13 protein-coding genes are annotated in these 20,217 nt (G+C 63.8%); all 13 read left to right on the forward strand.

Features of this window, described 5'->3' with window-relative positions; all coding sequences use genetic code 11:
* Positions 1-116: 116 nt before the first annotated feature.
* The 13 genes from glgC (at position 117) to nuoN (ending at position 20,217) form a co-directional block, all read left to right on the forward strand.
* Positions 117-1,379, forward strand: a complete 1,263-nt coding sequence (glgC, locus tag QM659_RS02630; RefSeq protein ID WP_415187272.1) for a glucose-1-phosphate adenylyltransferase — start codon at positions 117-119, stop codon at positions 1,377-1,379.
* On the forward strand, positions 1,376-2,851 hold the full coding sequence (gene glgA / locus QM659_RS02635; RefSeq protein ID WP_415187273.1) for a glycogen synthase GlgA: 1,476 nt from the start codon (positions 1,376-1,378) through the stop codon (positions 2,849-2,851). The genes glgC and glgA overlap by 4 nt, the downstream gene beginning before the upstream one ends.
* On the forward strand, positions 2,848-6,996 hold the full coding sequence (gene glgX, locus QM659_RS02640; protein ID WP_415187274.1) for a glycogen debranching protein GlgX: 4,149 nt from the start codon (positions 2,848-2,850) through the stop codon (positions 6,994-6,996). Before glgA ends, glgX begins: the two co-directional genes overlap by 4 nt.
* 165 nt (positions 6,997-7,161) lie before the next feature.
* A complete protein-coding gene (locus QM659_RS02645) occupies positions 7,162-8,772 on the forward strand; it encodes an oleate hydratase (RefSeq protein WP_415187275.1) in 1,611 nt (536 codons plus the stop codon).
* Positions 8,773-9,047: 275 nt separating this feature from the next.
* Positions 9,048-9,602, forward strand: coding sequence for a GNAT family N-acetyltransferase (locus QM659_RS02650; protein ID WP_415187276.1), 555 nt, complete (start codon positions 9,048-9,050; stop codon positions 9,600-9,602).
* A gap of 614 nt (positions 9,603-10,216) precedes the next feature.
* Positions 10,217-12,316 carry an NADH-quinone oxidoreductase subunit NuoG gene (gene nuoG, locus QM659_RS02655; protein ID WP_415187277.1) on the forward strand — a complete coding sequence of 700 codons (2,100 nt, stop codon included), beginning with the start codon at positions 10,217-10,219 and terminating at the stop codon, positions 12,314-12,316.
* Positions 12,309-13,340 carry an NADH-quinone oxidoreductase subunit NuoH gene (gene nuoH, locus QM659_RS02660; RefSeq protein ID WP_127076476.1) on the forward strand — a complete coding sequence of 344 codons (1,032 nt, stop codon included), beginning with the start codon at positions 12,309-12,311 and terminating at the stop codon, positions 13,338-13,340. The genes nuoG and nuoH overlap by 8 nt, the downstream gene beginning before the upstream one ends.
* A 28-nt stretch (positions 13,341-13,368) precedes the next feature.
* Positions 13,369-13,860 (forward strand): NADH-quinone oxidoreductase subunit NuoI, encoded by a 492-nt coding sequence (gene nuoI, locus QM659_RS02665; RefSeq protein ID WP_127076477.1) that lies wholly within the window; start codon positions 13,369-13,371, stop codon positions 13,858-13,860.
* A 450-nt stretch (positions 13,861-14,310) separates the two neighbouring features.
* Positions 14,311-14,913: an NADH-quinone oxidoreductase subunit J gene (locus QM659_RS02670; protein WP_303481652.1), complete on the forward strand. Its 603-nt coding sequence runs from the start codon at positions 14,311-14,313 to the stop codon at positions 14,911-14,913.
* 4 nt (positions 14,914-14,917) lie between these two features.
* Positions 14,918-15,259: an NADH-quinone oxidoreductase subunit NuoK gene (nuoK, locus tag QM659_RS02675; RefSeq protein WP_127076479.1), complete on the forward strand. Its 342-nt coding sequence runs from the start codon at positions 14,918-14,920 to the stop codon at positions 15,257-15,259.
* A gap of 7 nt (positions 15,260-15,266) precedes the next feature.
* The gene (gene nuoL, locus QM659_RS02680; protein WP_415187278.1) at positions 15,267-17,201 is read left to right on the forward strand and encodes an NADH-quinone oxidoreductase subunit L; all 1,935 of its coding nucleotides are present in this window, start codon (positions 15,267-15,269) and stop codon (positions 17,199-17,201) included.
* The gene (locus QM659_RS02685; protein WP_127076481.1) at positions 17,198-18,736 is read left to right on the forward strand and encodes an NADH-quinone oxidoreductase subunit M; all 1,539 of its coding nucleotides are present in this window, start codon (positions 17,198-17,200) and stop codon (positions 18,734-18,736) included. The genes nuoL and QM659_RS02685 overlap by 4 nt, the downstream gene beginning before the upstream one ends.
* Positions 18,737-18,738: 2 nt before the next feature.
* Positions 18,739-20,217, forward strand: a complete 1,479-nt coding sequence (gene nuoN, locus QM659_RS02690; protein WP_415187279.1) for an NADH-quinone oxidoreductase subunit NuoN — start codon at positions 18,739-18,741, stop codon at positions 20,215-20,217.

The raw sequence follows: 20,217 nt of genomic DNA on the forward strand, positions 1-20,217 counted from the left end.
TCGAGAACGGTTAGGCAACTTCCCCGGCGCTCGCGTCGACGCGTCGGCAGCAATAAAGCGCGTGCTTTTCGCGCCGCCTGAAGGGCGGCAGACGGAAGCTCGCCTCGGAGGACACGATGAGACCGGTTGGAAGTTCCCCTCTCGCGCGTAACACGATGGCCTATGTCCTTGCAGGTGGACGCGGCAGCCGACTGCTGGAACTCACCGACCGACGCGCGAAACCCGCCGTCTACTTTGCCGGCAAGTCGCGCATCGTGGATTTCGCGCTGTCCAACGCCTACAATTCCGGCATCCGGCACATGGCGGTAGCCACACAGTACAAGGCGCACAGCCTTATCCGCCATCTGCAACGCGGCTGGAATTTCCTGCGCCCGATCCGCAACGAAAGCTTCGACATCCTCCCCGCCAGCCAGCGCGTCTCGGAGTCGCTCTGGTATCTCGGCACCGCGGACGCCGTTTATCAGAACATCGACATCATCGAAGACTACGGCACCAAATATATCGTCATCCTCGCCGGCGACCATGTCTACAAGATGGACTATGAGTTCATGCTTCAGCAGCATGTCGATCAGCGCGCCGACGTGACGGTGGGCTGCATCGAGGTTCCCGTCGCCGAGGCCAGCGGCTTCGGCGTGATGCATGTCGACGAGACGGACCGGATCATATCGTTCGTCGAGAAGCCCGCAGATCCGCCGACCATGCCCGGCAAGCCGGACACCTCGCTCGCCAGTATGGGCATCTACGTTTTCGAGACGCAATTCCTGTTCGATCAGCTCCGCCGCGACGCCGCCGATCCGAATTCGAGCCACGATTTCGGCAAGGATCTCATTCCGTACATCGTGAAGCACGGCAAGGCATCGGCACACAGCTTCGAGCGCTCCTGCGTAAGGGCTGAGTCTGAAGCCGGAGCTTACTGGCGCGATGTCGGCACCGTAGACGCCTACTGGCAAGCCAACATCGATCTGACGCACGTCGTTCCCGACCTCGATCTCTACGATCAGAACTGGCCGATCTGGACCTATAACGAGGTAACGCCGCCCGCCAAATTCGTGCATGACGAGGACGGACGGCGCGGCTCCGCTATCGCATCGCTCATCTCAGGCGGCTGCATCGTGTCCGGCGCCAAGATCCGAAACACGCTTTTGTCGACCGGCTCACGCGTCAATTCCTTCTCCGAAGTGGAAAACGCGGTGATCCTGCCTTATGTGCAGGTCGGCCGCTCCTGTCGCCTTCGCAACGTTGTCATCGACGCGAATGTAAAAATTCCCGAAGGGCTTGTCGTTGGCGAAGATCCGGAAGAAGACGCTTTGCGCTTTCGCCGGACCGAGCGCGGCATCTGCCTCATCACGCAGCGCATGATCGACGGGTTGGAAAAGTGAGCCGTCTCAAAGTCCTGTCCGCCGCTTCCGAACTTTATCCGCTCGTGAAAACGGGCGGCCTGGCGGATGTCACGGGTGCCCTGCCCGGCGCGCTGTCCGGCCTCGAAATCGATGTGCGCTCGCTCGTTCCCGGCTACCCGCAGGTTATAGGAGCGCTGGAAGGGGGCGAAACGGTCCTTTCGATCCCGGATCTGTTTGGCGGCCCTGCGCGCGTGCTTGCGGCCACGGCTGGCGCGCTCGACCTTTTCGTGCTCGATGCGCCGCATCTCTACGACCGCTCCGGCAATCCCTATACGCAGCCGGACGGCAAGGACTGGCCAGACAACGCGTTTCGCTTCGCCGCGCTCGCGAGGACGGCAGCGCTGATCGCCGAAGGCGCGATCCCCGCGTTCCAGCCCGACATCCTGCACGTTCATGACTGGCAGGCGGCGCTTGCTCCCGCCTATCTGCGATATGGCGGAAAGGGCGGCGCGGCCACCGTCGTCACCGTCCACAACCTTGCCTTTCAGGGCCAGTTTCCGGCCGAGTTGCTTGGACCTCTCGGCCTTCCGCCCGAATCCTTCTCCATCGGCGGGGTCGAGCATTACGGCGCGGTCGGCTTCCTGAAGGCGGGCTTGCGTCTCGCCGACCGCATCACCACCGTCTCGCCGTCCTATGCGCTGGAAATCCAGCAACCGGAAACGGGAATGGGTCTCGACGGCCTCTTGCGCGAACGATCCGCGCGGCTGTCAGGGATCCTGAACGGCATCGATACCGACGTCTGGAACCCGGCGACGGACCCGCGCATCGCGGCAACGTACAGCGCCGAAAACTTCGACGTGCGTGCGAACAACAAGGCGACGCTTCAGGACATCTTCGGCCTTGAACCCGAGCCGGGCGCGCTCGTCGTCGGTGTCGTCAGCCGCCTGTCCTGGCAGAAGGGGCTCGACATCCTCGCCGAGGCGCTGCCGGTGCTTCTTGGCGAAGGCATGCAGCTTGCGCTTCTCGGCGCCGGAGACGCGGACCTCGAAGCCCGCTTTCGGGCGGCGGCGGAGGCTAATCCCGGCCGCGTCGGCGTCCGCATCGGCTATGACGAAGCGGTCGCGCATCGCATTCAGGCGGGATCGGACGCTCTCGCCGTGCCGTCGCGCTTCGAGCCGTGCGGGCTGACGCAGCTTTGCGCGTTGCGCTACGGCGCCGTTCCGCTGGTGGCGCGCGTCGGCGGCCTCGCTGACACGATCATCGACGCGAACGAAATGGCCCTTGCGGCGGGCGTGGCAACGGGCATCAAATTCCAGCCCGGCCAACGCGAAAGCCTTGAGCTTGCGCTGCGCAAGGCAGCGGCCCTGTTCCGCGACCGCGGCACATGGCGGCGGCTTCAGCTCAACGGCCTGGCCACGGACGTATCCTGGCGCGCACCCGCAAGACGTTACGCGCAGCTTTATCGCGAGCTTGTCGCGGAGCGCTCGACGGTTTCGGGCGCGACCGCGTGACGGCGATCCGCGTCGGCGAAGGCTCTCCCGAGCCGCTTGGCCTGACGCTCGACAGGCGTGGCGCGAACTTTGCCGTGTTCTCCGCACACGCGACCGCAATCGAGCTTTGCCTGTTCGATGCGACGGGGGAACGCGAAGTGGAGCGTATCCGCCTTCCCGCCCGCACAGGCGATGTGTGGCATTGCCATATCGAGGGGATCGGCGCTGGCACGCGCTACGGGCTTCGCGCACACGGCCCTTATGATCCCGCGAGCGGCCATCGCTTCAATTCGGCGAAGTTGCTCGTCGACCCCTATGCGCTCGCGCTCGACCGACCGTTCGAGCTTCATCGCTCCATGTTCGGTTATCGGCCGGGCACCGATGACCTAACGCGCGACGACACCGACAGCGCCGCCGCCATGCCGAAGGCAATCGCGGTCGACCTCCTACAAATCCCGTCGCCAACGCGCGCCCACGCGACGAACGGCGCGCCCGCGATCCTCTACGAACTGCACGTGAAGGGCTACACGAAGCGTCACCCGCTCGTGCCGGAACCCGTGCGCGGCACCTTCGCGGGCCTCGCCGACCCCGCCGCCATCGCGCACCTCGCGAAGCTCGGCGTGACGGCGGTTGAACTTCTGCCCTCCGCGGCCTGGATCGACGAGCGCCATCTCGCGGCGGCGGGCCTGACGAATTACTGGGGCTATAACCCCATAGCCTTCATGACACCGGACCCGCGTCTTGCGCCCGGCGGCTGGGCCGAAGTGCGCGCCGCCACCGATGCCTTGCACGCTGCGGACATCGAAGTGATCGTGGATGTCGTCTTCAATCATACGGGCGAAGGCGACGAACTCGGCCCGACGGTCAGCTTTCGCGGCCTCGACAACGCCACCTATTACCGCCTTCGCGCCGACGACCCGCGCTTCTATGTGAACGACGCGGGCTGCGGCAACATTCTCGCCGCCGACCGCCCCGCCGTGCTGCGCCTCATCATGGACAGCCTTCGCGCGTGGGCGACGCTCGGGGGCGTGGACGGCTTCCGCTTCGATCTCGCGACGACGCTCGCCCGCCGCGAAACGGGGTTCGACCCGCACGCGCCGCTCATCGCGGCCATCGCGCAAGACCCGCTCCTGCGCCGCCTGCGGCTCATCGCAGAGCCCTGGGACATCGGTCCGGGCGGCTATCGGGTGGGTGCTTTCCCCGCGAATTGGGGCGAGTGGAACGACAAGTTCCGCGACGGCGCGCGCCGCTTCTGGCGCGGCGACAGTGGGCTTGCGTCGGAGATAGCGACGCGGTTTTCCGGTTCGCAAGACATATTCGCAAAGCGCCGTCCATCCGCCAGCGTGAACTTTGTCGTTGCGCATGACGGTTTCACTCTTGCCGATCTCGTCGCCCACGAACACAAGCACAACCATGCCAACGGCGAAGACAACCGCGACGGCACGAACGACAACATCTCCTGGAACAACGGCGTCGAGGGCGCGACCGGCGACGCGGCCATCCTCGCGGCGCGGCGGCGCGACGAACGCGCGCTTATCGCAACGCTCCTGTTCGCGCGCGGCACGCCGATGCTCGTCATGGGCGCGGAAACCGGTCAGACGCAGTTCGGCAACAACAACGCCTATGCGCAGGACAATGAAACCGCCTGGCTCGACTGGGCGAGCGCCGACGCGGCGCTGACGGCGTTCACCGCGCGCGCGATCGCGCTGCGCAAGGCGCATCCGGCGCTGTGGCGCGACCGCTTCCTTTCCGGCGAACCGCAAGACGCAAGCGGCGTCCCGGACGTGCAATGGCTATCGCCGACCGGCGCGCCGATGCGGGCGGAAGACTGGACGCGCGGAAACCTTCACACCGTGATCGCTGCGCTTTACACGCCCGAGGCGGGCGGCCGCGCGGCGGATCGCGTGCTGGTGGCGCTTCATGCGGGGCGAGACCCGGCAAGGATTGCGCTGCCGGAGCCTCGCGAGGGCTTCGCGTGGCGCGCAGTGCTCGATAGCTCGGACGAAACCGGCGAGCCGCGAAGCGCTTCAGCGGATGGGGACGCCGAAATCGCGCCGCGCTCGGTTATAATCCTGACAGAGGAACGCGAAGCGGGCGAGCGGGCCAAGCGCCGCAGCCCCGAGCCGGAGCTTCTCGACCGCCTCGCGCAGGTGGCGGACATCGCGCCGGATTGGTGCGACATCACCGGCAAGCGCCATGTTGTACCGGACGAAACGAAGCGTGCGCTCCTCTTCGACATGGGCCTTCCCGCCGAAACAGGCGGCGAAGCGCGGGTGAGCCTTGGCCAAATCGTCGATGAACGCTACCGGCGCAGGCTGCCATTTTCGTTCGTCGCGCGCGAGGGGGAGACCGCGGGTCTTCGCATCGCCTCCGATGACCGGCGGGCGCCTCGCTGGCTCGTCGTCGAGCGCGAGGATGGCGGCGAGGACGCCGTCGCGCTTGAAGAACCCGTGTCCGAAACGATCACCGCACCGGACGGGCGTCGCGTCGACACGATCCGCGCGCCTCTGCCCCCGCTCGCGCCCGGCCGCTATACGCTTCGCCTCGAAACCCATCCCGACGCCGCCTGCCGCCTCACGGTCGCGCCGCGCCGCTGCTATCTCCCCGATCAGCTTCGCGACGGCGGAAAGGCGACCGGCCTTGCCGCACAGCTCTATACGCTCCGGCGCGCTGGCGATCAGGGCATCGGCGATTTCACGACGCTGGGCCGGATCGCCGAAGACACGGCGCGCGCGGGCTACGCCACGCTCGGGCTGAACCCCTTGCACGCGCTGTTTCCAGGCGACCGCGACCGTGCCAGCCCTTATTATCCCTCCGACCGGCGCTTCCTCGATCCGCTGTATATCGACGTTTCGGCCCTCGAAGGCCCGCGCACGCGCGCCGCAGCCGCAGAGCACACAGCCGCGTTTGCAGCGCTTTCAGCCAAGCCGAATGTGGATTACGCAGGCGTCTGGGCCGCCAAGCGCGCCGTTCTGGAAGCAGCGTTCGCGGATTTCGAGGCGACAGGCGACAAGGCACGCTTCAACGCCTTCGTCGCGGCGGGTGGAGCAGCGCTTGCAGGCTTCGCGCTGTTCGAGGCCATCGGCGAGACCCACCCCGGCGAGCCATGGCCCGCATGGCCGGATGCGCTTCGCAACCGCCATCCGTCGGCGCTCGCGTCCTTCGCGGCGGAACATGCGCCACGGCTTCGCTTTCATCAATGGCTGCAATGGATTGCCGAAACGCAGCTCGACGAAGCGGCACGGCGCGGCGCGGACGCCGGGCTGTGGCTCGGCTTCTATCGCGATCTTGCCGTGGGCGCGGCTCCCGACGGCGCGGAAGCCTGGACGAATGCCGACCAGATGCTCACGCACGCAGCCATCGGCGCGCCGCCCGACCCGCTGGCCGAAGGCGGCCAGAACTGGGGGCTTCGGCCGCCGAACCCGCTCGCCTGGTCGCGCAACGGCTATGACGTGTTTCGCGGGGTCATCGCGGCGAACATGCGCCACGCAGGCGCCCTTCGCATCGACCACGCGATGGGCCTCGCGCGGCTGTTCGTGATCCCCGAGGGCGCAAGCGGGCGCGACGGCGCCTACATCGGCTTCCCCGTCGACGATCTCATCGGCGAGCTGGCACTCGAAAGCCGGCGCGCGCGCTGCGCCGTCATCGGGGAAGATCTCGGCACCGTACCGTGGGGCTTCCGCGAGACGATGGAAGCCGCAGACGTGTTGAGCTATCGCGTGTTCTGGTTCGAGCGCCACGGCGAAGACTTCGCTCCGCCCCGCACTTACCCGGCGAAGTCCATCGCGTGCCTCTCGACTCACGACTTGCCGACGCTCAAAGGCTGGTGGGAGGGCGAGGACATCCGCGAGAAGGAAGCGCTGGGCCTCATCGCACCGGACGAGGCGGCTGCGGCTCGCGAGCGCCGGGCCACCGACAAGGCTGCGCTCATCGCGCTTCTTGCGGCAGAGGGTATTGAAGCGGCAGCAGCGCCGGATACGCCTTTCGATCCGGCGCTGACGGATGCCGCACATCGCCTGCTTGGCACCGCGTCTTCGCTCATCGCCATCGAGCAGATCGACGACCTCGCGGGCGAGACGACCGCCGTCAACCTGCCCGGCACGGACCGCGAGCGTCCGAACTGGCGGCGCAAGCTCGCGGCGATGCCCTCGCTCTCGAAGCGATAGCTCTGCGATCGTGACAGAGACGTGACGCGGCTGCTTTCGCCGCCGGAGACTTTGCGGTGACTTTTGCGTTATCGCGACACCCGAACCGATTGCTTCAAGCCGACAGCAAGAATAGTTTGCTTCATTCGCAATCGACGCGCGATTTGCGACCCATGGAGCCCGGCCTTGAGCATAGAACCGCAAACGGAAAAGTCCGACTTTCCCAATCCTCACGAGGCCCGTTTTCATCTCATCGGCGCAGGCATCTCGTCCCTCGCGGCCGCCGCTTTCCTCATCCGCGACGGCAAGATCGCCGGACGGAACATCACCATCTACGGCGACCAGCCGAGGCCCGGCGGCAGCCTCGATCAGGCGGGCTCCGTCGAAACGGGTTATGTGGCGCGCGGCAGCCGCGTGCTCGAACCCCATTATGTCTGCACGTTCGATCTGTTCTCGACCATTCCTTCGCTCGACGGCTCGCGTTCGGTCACGCAGGAGATTTTCGCCTGCAACGAGGCGCTGAAGACGAACGCGCATGCGCGCATCGTGCGCGGCGGCGAGAAGGTCGAATCGCCCGCATTCGGCCTCAGCGAAGAGCATCGCCTCGCCATCATCAACATCGCGCTGAGCCCCGAAAGCGTGCTCGGTTCCAGCGCGGTCAGGGATCACTTCGACGAGGCGTTCTTTTCGACCGGCTTCTGGACGCTCTGGGCCACGACCTTCGCCTTCCAGCCATGGCACAGCGCGGTGGAGATGAAGCGCTATCTGATGCGCTTCGTCCACATGATGCCGGGCTTCAGCCGCCTTCAGGGCTTCATGCGCACGCCCTATAACCAGTATGACACCATGGTGCGGCCGCTCGCGCGCTGGCTCGATCAGCGCGGCGTCCGCTACAAGACGGGGGCCGCCGTCACCGACATCCGCTTCGAGCGCATCGAGGACGCGCAACGCCCCTCTGCTCTCATTCTGGAAAGGGACGGCGCGACCGAGGAAGTCAAGCTCGACTCGAACGATTACACCATCATCACGCTCGGCTCGATGATCGACTCGGCATCCACCGGCGCCATGGACAAGCCCGCGCCATTCGAGCCGGGCCGGCGCGGCGCGGCATGGCGGCTGTGGGAAAAGATCGCCGAAGGACGTCCGGAGTTCGGCAAACCGGCGGCGTTCGACAACCGCGTCGATCAGTCCAAATGGGTGTCTTTCACGGGCACGATGCGCGATCCGGCGTTCTTCCAGCTCGTGAAAAGCTTCACCGGCAACGTGCCGGGCGAAGGCGGTCTGATCACCTTCGCCGACTCGGGCTGGCTCCTTTCCATCACGCTACCCCAGCAGCCGCATTTCATCGGCCAGCCTTATGGCGTCGAAGTCTTCTGGGGCTACGGGCTCAGCGTCGACCGCCCCGGCAATTTCGTGAAGAAACCCATGGCGGAGTGTACCGGCCGCGAGATCATGATGGAGGTGCTGGGCCACCTCAACGCGGAGGACAAGGCCGCCCGGGTCCTCGATAACGCCATCGTCATTCCGCGCGCGATGCCCTACATCATGTCGGAGTTCCTGACGCGCGCGCCGGGCGACCGGCCGCATGTGATGCCGAAGGGCTGGTGGAACCTCGCCTTTGCCGGGCAGTTTTGCGAGCTTTCCGACGATACCGTGTTCACGGTCGAATATTCCGTGCGCTCGGCACAAACGGCGGTTTACTCGCTGCTCCAGCTCGATAAGGCACCGCCGCCGGTTTACAAGGGGCACCACAACCCGGTCGTGCTGTACAAGGCATTCATGTCGCTTACGAGTTGAAAGACCGGATTTTCGGGACGGAGAGCATCCGGTGAACTTTGCCTCGTCCGGCGCCGGATTCCGGAACGCCGAGCCTGCCCGCGGAAGCATTCAACCGGCGCTGCTGTTTACGCGCGCGCGTGATCGTGTTATGGGCAGGCGCATGACCGAACCGGACGCACATCCCCTGTCAACCTTCGAAAGCCGACGACGATCGCGCCTTGCGTGAGGCTGCGCGTGCAAAAACGCCGCAAGCCGCCGCCGTCCTCCCCGGTCTTTCTGAGAACAGGTTCGCGATGACGATGCCGTCCGCCACGATCCGGCTGCAAACGCCTGACGATCAACAAGCTCTTCTATACCTGAACGAATGCGCCTTCGGGCCGGGTCGTTTCGCCCGCACCGCCTATCGCGTCCGCGAGCGGGCGGCGCGCGATCCGCTGCTGAATTTCTGCATGGAGCTCGACGGCGAAATCGTCGGCGCGCTGGACCTGACGCCGATCTCGGTCGGCGACGTGCCGGGCGCTCTGCTGCTCGGCCCGCTGATCGTATCGGGCGATCATCAGAGCAACGGTCTCGGCCTTCGGCTGATGCTGTACGGGCTCAAACAGGCGAAAGACCTCGGCTATCGGCTGGTTATCCTCGTGGGCGACCTGCCCTATTACGTGCGCGCCGGGTTTCGCCCCATACCGCTCGGCCGCATGGAGCTTCCGGGGCCGGTCGATCCGGCCCGGCTGCTTTACGCCGAACTCGTTCCCGGCGCGCTGGAAGAGTACAGCGGCCCTATTCGCGGCATGCGCGAGTTGAGCGACCTTGGCCAGAGCGCGCCAGCGCTCGCCGAGGACGCGGCGTAGCGGCTCAAGATCTGACATTTCGACCCAGATCGGCTCGTTTCCTCCGAGAGCCTGACCAGAAATCGCTGCCACCGCGCGGGCGGTGGCGGTCCGCAAACCGATGCGAAGGTGATTTCCAGAGCGGCTCATGGGCTTGAATGCGACCGACGCCGCCGCCCCGATGCGCGGGCCGCGATAAAAGTCGGCATTTCAGGGTTCCATGCACGAAATCATTGGAATGGCGACGCCCATCTAGGATAAAGATTGTTACCGAGAGCTGTGCCGCATTCGCAAGAAACGGCATCGCGCTCGAAGGGGGGTGTGGCTGAGGCTCGGGACGCGGCAGCGGCTCGCGAATCTCCCGACTCGCGTCTCACCGATACGTGACAAGGGTTGATGGGCGACCGGCTTGCTCTTTGCCGTGCCTGCGATAAGAGCAATCGCGGCACGTCTCTTAGGCATATCGTCCGTCAAATAATCATTGCGAAAGGGTGCGCTTTTAGGTCGCGCGACGACTTGTTCTAAAAACAGCTCGTGGAGGCACTCTGTTTGCAATTTCTCTTAGTTAACCGTTGCCGCGCGCGGCCCCTTGATGACATAAAGGCGTCCGGGGGTTGGGCCAACAAAGGACAAAAATGCCGAAGCTGAACATCAACGGCAATGAAGTCGAGGTCGAAGACGGCATAACGCTTCTGCAGGCATGCGAGCTGGCCGGCGCGGAGATCCCGCGCTTCTGCTATCACGAGCGGCTGTCCATCGCGGGCAACTGCCGGATGTGCCTTGTGGAAGTCGCGGGCATGCCGAAGCCGATGGCGTCTTGCGCGATGAATGTCAGCGATTTGAGGCCGAACCGTGACGGCACGCCGCCCACGATTTTCACCGATTCCCCGATGGTGAAGAAGGCGCGCGAAGGCGTGATGGAGTTCCTGCTGATCAACCATCCGCTCGATTGCCCGATCTGCGATCAGGGCGGCGAATGCGATCTTCAGGATCAGGCGATGTATTACGGCAGCGAAGGCAGCCGCTATCGCGAGAACAAGCGCGCCGTCGAAGAAAAATATCTCGGGCCGCTCATCAAGACCTTCATGACGCGCTGCATCCAGTGCACCCGCTGCGTCCGCTTCATGTCCGAAGTCGCGGGTGTGCCGGAGCTTGGCGCCATAGGCCGCGGCGAGGACATGGAGATCACCACCTATCTCGAACGCGGACTTCACTCGGAACTCAGCGGTAACGTCGTCGACTTGTGCCCCGTCGGCGCTCTGACGTCGAAACCCTATTCATTCCAGGCGCGGCCCTGGGAATTGCGCAAGACCGAATCCATCGACGTGATGGACGGGCTCGGCTCGAATATCCGCATCGACAGCCGCGGCCGCGAGGTGTTGCGCATCCTGCCGCGCAACCACGACGGCGTGAACGAGGAATGGCTGTCCGACAAGTCACGCGCGCTCGTCGACGGTCTCAAGAAAAAGCGGCTCGACCGACCCTACATGCGCCGCGACGGCGTGCTTGAGGAAGTGTCGTGGTACGAGGCGTTCACCGAGATCGCCGCGCAGATCGAGAAGGCCGGCGCGCGGAAAGTCGGCGCGATCGCGGGCGACCTTGCCTCCGTCGAGGACATGTTCGCACTGAAGACGCTGCTGGAGCTTCTCGGTTCGCCGAACATGGATTGCCGCCAGCACAGCCAGAAACTCCACCCGAAGCATGGGCGTGGGAGCTACCTGTTCAACGCGACGATCGCCGGCGTCTCGAAAGCCGACGTCATCCTTCTCGTGGGGACGAACCCGCGCAAGGAAGCTGCCGTGCTCAACGCGCGTATTCGCGGCGCCTATTTGCACAATCACGCCCGTATCGGCCTGATCGGCCCCGAGGTCGACCTGACCTACCCTTACGAGTGGCTCGGCAATTCGCTGGCGGTGCTCGACGAGATCGCAAAGCCGGAAAACGCGGTGATGAAGGCGCTCTCCGAAGCGACGCATCCGCTCATCATCGTCGGGCAGGAAGCGCTTTCGGATGACGCCGGTTTTGCCGTGCTGGCGAAGGCCGCGGAGATCGCGGCAGCGGCGATCAAGGGACGTGAGGAAACGGGCTGGAACCCGCTCTCGATCCTCCACACGAGCGCCGCGCTCGTCGGCGGCCTCGACATCGGCTTCTTGCCCGGAGAAGGCGGTCTCGACACGGCAGGCATTCTCGAAGGCACCCAAAGCGGCGACATCGAAGTCCTTTATCTCCTCGGCGCAGACGAGTTCGACGTGAGCCGCACCGGCGACGCCTTCGTGATCTATCAGGGGTCGCACGGCGACTCGGGCGCGCGCATCGCGGACATCATCCTGCCAGGCGCCGCATACACCGAGAAGAACGGGACGTACGTCAACACCGAAGGCCGTGTGCAGCTTGGCGAGCGCGCGATCTTCCCGCCTGGCGATGCCCGCGAGGACTGGACCATTCTCCGCGCGCTTTCGGAACATCTCGGCGCGAAGCTTCCTTTCGACTGTTTCGGCTCGTTGCGCAGGGCGCTTTACAAGGCGCATCCCCATCTCGCCGCCATCGACACCGTGGAGCCTGGCCCGCTTGAGCTGAAGCTCGGCGAGGTGCCGCCGCTGCCGGATGCGCCGCTTGGCGTTTTCATCGAAGATTTCTACCAGACGAACCCGATAGCGCGATCTTCGGCGGTGCTCGCCGAGCTTTCCGCGCTGCATCAGGAATACGAGCAGGGACTTGCTGGCGCCGATGGCTGACTGGAGCACACTCTGGAGTAACTACGGCTTTCCGACCGCGCTTATCCTCGGTCAGAGCCTTCTTACGCTCGTCGCGTTGCTCCTGTTCATCGCGTATCTGCTGCTCGCAGACCGCAAGATCTGGGCCGCCGTGCAGCTTCGGCGCGGCCCGAACGTCGTCGGTGCCTACGGGCTTCTGCAATCCTTCGCGGACTTCCTGAAATTCGTCGTGAAGGAGCCGGTCATCCCGGCGGGAGCCGACAAGACGCTGTTCCTGCTGGCGCCGCTCGCCACCACCGTGCTCGCGCTCGCGGGCTGGGCCGTGATCCCCGTGGCGGACGGCTGGGTGGTGTCCGACCTGAATGTCGGCATTCTCTATCTCTTCGCGATTTCGTCGCTCGGCGTGTACGGCATCATCATCGGCGGCTGGGCCTCGAACTCGAAATACCCGTTCCTCGGCGCGTTGCGCTCGGCCGCACAGATGGTTTCGTACGAGGTGTCCATCGGCTTCATACTGGTGACGGTGCTCCTTTGCGCGGGCACGATGAACCTGTCCGGCATTGTCGAGGCGCAACGCAGCGACTACGGCCTGTTCGGCTGGTACTGGCTGCCGCTGTTCCCGATGTTCGTCGTGTTCTTCATATCGGCACTGGCAGAGACGAACCGCCCGCCCTTCGATCTTCCCGAAGCGGAATCGGAACTCGTCGCCGGCTTCATGGTCGAATACTCGTCGACGCCCTATCTTCTCTTCATGCTCGGCGAATACGTCGCGATCACCGTGATGTGCGCGCTGGCCACGATCCTCTTCATGGGCGGATGGCTGCCGCCGTTCGAGGTGGCACCCTTCACCTGGGTGCCGGGCATTATCTGGTTCGTGCTGAAATTCTGCTTCGTCTTCTTCCTGTTCGCGATGGTGAAGGCGATCGTGCCCCGCTACCGCTACGATCAGCTGATGCGGCTCGGCTGGAAGATCTTCCTGCCCACGTCGCTCGCGATGGTGGTGGTTGTGGCGGCGGTTCTGCAATTCGGAGGTCTCGCGCGCTAGCGCGGGCTTTTCCCAAGGGAGTACCTGCATGGGCGGCTTCGGCCAGTCTTTGAGATCAGCGGTTCTCGGCGAGTTTCTCGTCGCGACATGGCTTGCCATGAAGTATTTCTTCGCGCCGAAAGCGACGATCAACTATCCGTTCGAGAAAAACCCGCTCTCGCCCCGCTTTCGTGGCGAACACGCGCTGCGCCGCTATCCGAACGGCATGGAACGCTGCATCGCCTGCAAGCTGTGCGAAGCCATCTGCCCGGCGCAGGCCATCACCATCGAGGCGGGGCCGCGCCGCAACGACGGCACGCGCCGCACGACGCGCTACGACATCGACATGGTGAAATGCATCTATTGCGGCTTCTGCCAGGAAGCCTGCCCGGTGGATGCCATCGTCGAAGGACCGAATTTCGAGTTTGCCACAGAAACGCGAGAGGAACTGTTGTACGACAAGGAAAAACTGCTTGCGAATGGGGACAGATGGGAGCGCGTTCTAGCAAAAAACATTGAACTCGATGCGCCCTACCGTTAACCGTTACTAACAGTATCATCCGAATGTCTCCACTTACAGGCTCGCGCGTTTAGCGCCTGACGCGGCGAAAAAGACGCGCAATCGAATTGCTCTCCTTCGACGAGGGGCGGGGGAGCGTGGTCTGCCATGAGCGATGTTTCTTCTTCCCCTCGCCGCAGGAACGCCGCCGTCCGGCAAAAAGGCAAGAGCCGGATGGGGACACAAGGGGGTTCACACGAGATCGATCTGCCGTCAGGCCGAAATGCCTCGGCGCAGACGCGATCGGCAGAAACAGGGATGCCTCGAAGTCGGCAAAGACGAAGGGTGTTCCGAAAGATCGATTTGCGAGGCGGATCACCGGCCCGCGGTCGAGCTTGAACGAAGGGACGGGTTGCGTCGCCTGGCGGCGTGATCCAGAGCACGAACAATGTCTTCCACGGCTAACGCCGCACATTTCGAGATCGGCCGCGCATGACAATCGCTGGATACTTCTTCTATCTGTTTTCCATCGTGCTCATCTCATCGGGCGCGATGGTCATTTCCGCGCGAAATCCGGTCCATTCCGTGCTGTTCCTCATCCTCGCCTTCCTGAACGCGGCGGGGCTTTTCGTTCTGCTCGGCGCCGAGTTCCTCGCGATGATCCTCGTCATCGTCTATGTGGGCGCGGTCGCGGTCCTGTTCCTGTTCGTCGTGATGACGCTCGACATCGACTTCGTTCAATTGCGGAAGGGCATGAGCCGATATCTGCCGATCGGCATTCTGGTCGGGCTCGTGCTTGTGACCGAACTCATCCTCGTGGTGGGGGGCTTCTCGGTCGCGCCGGGTGCGTTCCGGCCGGTTACAGGCGAACACGTCACCAATACCGAGGCGATCGGACGCGTCCTCTACACCGATTACCTCTATTTCTTCCAGCTTTCCGGGCTCGTGCTTCTCGTCGCAATGATCGGGGCAATCGTGCTGACCCTCCGTCACCGCTCCGACTCGAAACGGCAGAACATCGCACGCCAGGTCGGACGCAGACGCGAGGATGCCATCGAAGTGGTTAAAGTCGAAACCGGGAAGGGGATCTCCTGAGGCCATGCTGAACACGATCTCACCCGTCGAGGCCGCGACCGGCATCGCACTCCAGCAGTATCTCACCGTCGCCGCCATCCTGTTCACGCTCGGTGCGTTCGGCATCTTCCTGAACCGGAAGAACGTCATCATCATCCTGATGTCCGTCGAGCTGATGCTCCTGGCCGTAAACGTGAACCTCGTCGCGTTCTCGGCCTATCTGAACGATCTCACGGGCCAGATCTTCGCGCTGATGGTGCTGACCGTCGCGGCGGCCGAAGCCGCGATCGGGCTCGCCATCATCGTCATCTACAACCGGAACCGCGGCTCCATCGCCGTTGACGACATCAACTCGATGAAAGGCTGAGGCGGGCATGTATCAGGCCATCGTCCTACTTCCGCTGATCGGTGCGCTCAGTGCCGGCTTTTTCGGGCGCACGCTCGGCGACAAGAACTCCGGTTTTCTGACAAGCGCTCTCGTGCTCGTCTCGGCGGCGCTTTCGTGGTTGGCCCTTTATCAGGTCGGCGTGCTCGGACAGGAGGCGCGCGTCACGCTGTTCCCGTGGATCGGCGTCGGCGATCTGCAAACATCGTGGTCGCTGCGGATCGACACGCTGACCGCCGTGATGCTCGTGGTGGTCAACACCGTCTCGGCGCTCGTTCATATCTACTCCGTCGGCTACATGTCCGACGACGACCGTCAGCCGCTGTTCTTCTCCTATCTGTCGCTGTTCACCTTCGCGATGCTGTCGCTTGTGACCGCCGACAACCTCGTGCAGCTATTCTTCGGCTGGGAGGGCGTGGGCCTCGCGTCCTATCTGCTGATCGGCTTCTGGTACCATCGCGAAAGCGCGAATGCGGCGGCGATCAAGGCGTTCGTCGTCAACCGCGTGGGCGACTTCGGCTTCGCGATCGGCATCTTCGCGATCTGGTTCATTTTCCGCGACGTGAACTTCGACACGATTTTCGCCGCCGCGAAGGAGCATCAGGCCACGACCATTCCGTTCTTCGGCTATCAGGTGCCCGCGCTCGATTTTATCTGCCTTTTCCTGTTCATGGGCGCGATGGGCAAGTCGGCGCAATTCCTGCTGCACACGTGGTTGCCCGATGCGATGGAAGGCCCGACGCCGGTTTCCGCCCTCATCCACGCCGCCACCATGGTAACGGCGGGCGTGTTCATGGTTGCGCGGCTTTCTCCGCTGTTCGAACTGTCGCCGATTGCGCTGCTCGTTGTGACCTGCGTCGGCGCGATCACCGCATTCTTCGCGGCCACCGTCGGCGTGGCGCAGAACGACATCAAGCGCGTCGTCGCCTATTCCACCTGCTCGCAGCTCGGTTACATGTTCGTGGCGCTCGGGCTTTCGGCCTACGGCGCGGGGGTGTTTCACCTTTTCACGCACGCCTTTTTCAAGGCGCTGCTCTTCCTCGGCGCCGGTTCGGTGATCCACGCGCTTCACGGCGAGCAGGATCTTCGCAAGATGGGCGGCATGCGCAAGGCGATCCCGTTCACCTTCGGCATGATGGTGATCGGCACGCTGGCGCTCACGGGCTTTCCCTTCACGGCGGGCTACTTCTCGAAGGACATGATCATCGAGGTGGCGGAAGTCTCGCATTCCTCGGTCGGTCACATCGTCTACTGGATGCTGATCTTCGCCGCCTTCCTCACGTCGTTCTACTCATGGCGGCTGATCTTCATGGCGTTCTACGGCGAGCCGAAGGACCATCACGCCTTCGAGCACGCGCACGAATCGCCGCCCGTGATGACGGGACCGCTTCTGATCCTCGCCGCCGGCGCGCTGTTCGCGGGGCTCATCTTCGCACCGTACTTCGTCGGCGCGGACTACGCGCAGTTCTGGCGCGGATCGCTGTTCTTCCTGCACGGCTGGCACGAGCCGCATGTGGCCGACGCCTTCATGAAGTGGCTGCCGACCATCGTGATGGCTGCGGGCTTCGGCGTCGCCTACTGGGCCTATATCGCCTCGCCCGGCATTCCGGCCTGGACCGTCAAGACCTTCAAGCCGGTCCACGCCTTCCTCTACAACAAGTGGTACTTCGACGAGCTTTATGACTGGATCTTCGTGCGGCCCACGCGCTGGATCGCCCGCGTCCTTTGGAAATACGGCGACGGCGCGCTCATCGACGGGCTCGGCCCCGACGGCGTCGCCGCCAGCGTGGTCGCGACCACGAAACGCGTCGTCCGCATCCAGACCGGCTTCGTCTACACCTACGCCTTCGTCATGCTCATCGGCGTGACGGTCCTCATCACCTGGTTCGCCTACCTTTACCGCGGGGCTTTGTTCACCCTATGAAAGAATGGCCCATTCTGACGACGCTCATGCTGCTGCCGGTCATCGGCGCGCTTCTGCTCGCCGTCCTCCGTGGCACGGATGAAGCCGCGCTGAAGAATGCGCGCTGGATCGCGCTGTGGACGACCGTCGTCACCTTCGCGCTGTCGCTCATCCTTCTGACCGACTTCGACTATGCCAATCCGGGCTTCCAGTTCGTGGAGCACCGGCCGTGGCTTTCGAACACGATCACCTATTACGTCGGCGTCGACGGGCTTTCGCTGCCCTTCGTGATCCTGACGACCTTCCTGATGCCGCTGACGATCCTCGCGAGCTGGAAGTCGATCACGGTGCGCGTGAAGGAATACATGATCGCGTTCCTGATCCTCGAAGCGCTGATGATCGGGGTCTTCTGCGCGCTCGACCTCGTGCTGTTCTACCTGTTCTTCGAGGGCGGGCTCATCCCGATGTTCATCATCATCGGCGTGTGGGGCGGGCCGCGCCGCGTCTATGCGAGCTTCAAGTTCTTCCTGTACACGCTGCTCGGCTCGCTGTTCATGCTGATCGCGATCCTCGTCATGTACGGCATGGCGGGGACGACCGAAATCCCGGCGCTCCTGAAATACGATTTCCCCGTCAATGTGCAGGCGTGGCTCTGGTTCGCCTTCCTCGCCTCGTTCGCGGTGAAGCTGCCCATGTGGCCGGTTCACACCTGGTTGCCGGACGCGCACGTCGAAGCGCCGACGGCGGGCTCCGTTGTGCTGGCGGCGATCCTTCTGAAGATGGGCGGCTATGGTTTCATCCGCTTCTCGCTGCCGATGTTCCCGGATGCGTCGGTGCAGTTCGCGCCGCTGATGTTCACGCTCGGCGCCGCCGCGATCATCTACACATCCCTCGTGGCCTTCGCGCAGAAGGACATGAAGAAGCTCATCGCCTATTCGTCGGTCGCGCATATGGGCTTCGTCACCATCGGCGTGTTTTCCGGCACCGAGCAGGGCGTGCAGGGCGCGGTGTTCCAGATGATCAGCCATGGCATCGTGTCCGGCGCGCTGTTCCTTGCAGTTGGCGTCGTTTATGACCGCATGCACACCCGCGAAATTGCAGCCTATGGCGGGCTCGCCGACCGCATGCCGATCTACGCCTTTTTCTTCATGGTCTTCACCATGGCGAATGTCGGGCTGCCCGGCACGAGCGGCTTCATCGGCGAGTTCCTGACGCTGATGGGTACTTTCGAGGCGAACACGGTCGCCGCGTTCTTCGCCTGCTTCGGCCTCATCCTCTCGGCTGTCTACGCGCTGACGCTCTATCGCAAGATGATCTTCGGCAAGCTCGAAAAGCCGTCGCTCGCCACGATCAAGGACATGGGGCCGCGCGAAATCGGCATCATGGCTCCGCTCCTGATCCTCACGATCGTGCTCGGCTTCTATCCGAAACCGGTGCTCGACATGACGAGCGGATCGGTCAAGGCGATGATCCAGCCGTATCAGAAAGAACTTCAGGCAAAAGCCGACACGGGCGCTGTGGCGAAGTCGTTCGCCGAACTTGAGAACAGGCGGTGACGATGCTGTCCGACGCTTTCACCAGAGCTTCCACCATGCTTTCCAGCTACGCGCCGATCTACCCGGAGCTGTTCGTGGTACTGGCGGCCTTCGTGCTCCTCCTGTGGGGCGTGTACAATCGATACCCGGCGGGGCTTTCGATCAGCATTGTCGCTGTCGGCGTGCTCCTCGGCGCGATCGTGCTCGTCGCGCGTCAGCCGTCGCTCGCGCAGGAACTTTTCAACGGCGCGTTCGTGGATGACGGCTTCGCCCGCTTCATGAAGATCCTGACGCTCGCAGGCGCGGCGCTCGCGATCCTGCTCTCGCTCGATTATCTCCGCCGCGAGCGCATCCTGCGCTTCGAATATCCGGTTCTGATCCTGCTTGCGACAGCAGGCATGATGCTGACCATCTCGGCGAACGACCTGATTTCGCTCTATCTCGCGCTCGAATTCCAGAGCCTTGCGCTTTACGTGCTCGCCGCCTTTCATCGCGATCATCTGCGCTCGACCGAAGCGGGCCTGAAATATTTCATCCTCGGCATCCTCTCGTCCGGCCTGCTGCTCTATGGCTCGTCGCTCGTCTACGGCTATACGGGCGCGACGAACTTCGCGCGCATCGCCGAAGCGGTGCATGCGAGCGGCGCATCGGTGGGCCTCGTCTTCGGCCTCGTCTTCATTCTCGCCGGGCTTGCCTTCAAGCTCGCGGCGGTGCCGTTCCACATGTGGACGCCCGACGTGTACGAAGGAGCGCCGACGCCCGTCACCGCCTTCTTCGCCACCGCGGCGAAGATGTCGGCGATGGCCATGCTCATTCGCGTGGTGCTGACCGCCTTCCCCGACGCGACGCAGCAATGGCAGCAGATCGTCATCGCGATTTCGGTCGCGTCCATGGCGCTCGGCGCTTTCGCCGCCATCGGACAGAAGAACATCAAGCGCCTGCTCGGCTATTCGTCCATCGGACACGTCGGCTATGCGCTTGTCGGCCTTGCCGCAGCCGTTCCGGGCGGCGCCGCCGCCGAGGGCGTGTCGAGCGTGCTGATCTATCTTGCGATCTACCTCGCAATGACCGCCGGCGCCTTCGCCTGCGTGCTCGGAATGCGCAGCGGCCGAACAGCATACAGTGAAAACATCTCCGATCTCGCGGGCATGTCCAAAGATCAGCCGCTGTTCGCCTTCCTGTTCGCGATGCTGCTGTTTTCGCTCGCGGGCATTCCCCCCCTCGCCGGTTTCTTCGCCAAGCTGTACGTGTTCAATGCAGCCGTTCAGGCGCAGCTTTACTGGCTCGCCATCGTCGGCGTGGTGCTTTCCGTGATCAGCGCCTACTATTATCTGAGGGTTGTGAAGGTGATGTATTTCGACGAAAAGGGTGAAACCTTCGAGCCGATTGCGCCATCCGTGAAAATCACGCTCGGCCTCACCGCCGCGTTCACGCTTCTCTTCTTCCTCTATCCGAGCCCGCTCAAGCTTGCAGCCGACGCAGCCTCGCGCACGTTCTTCTGA

The organism is Rhodomicrobium sp. (assembly GCF_047605405.1).
Lineage (GTDB): Bacteria > Pseudomonadota > Alphaproteobacteria > Rhizobiales > Rhodomicrobiaceae > Rhodomicrobium > Rhodomicrobium lacus.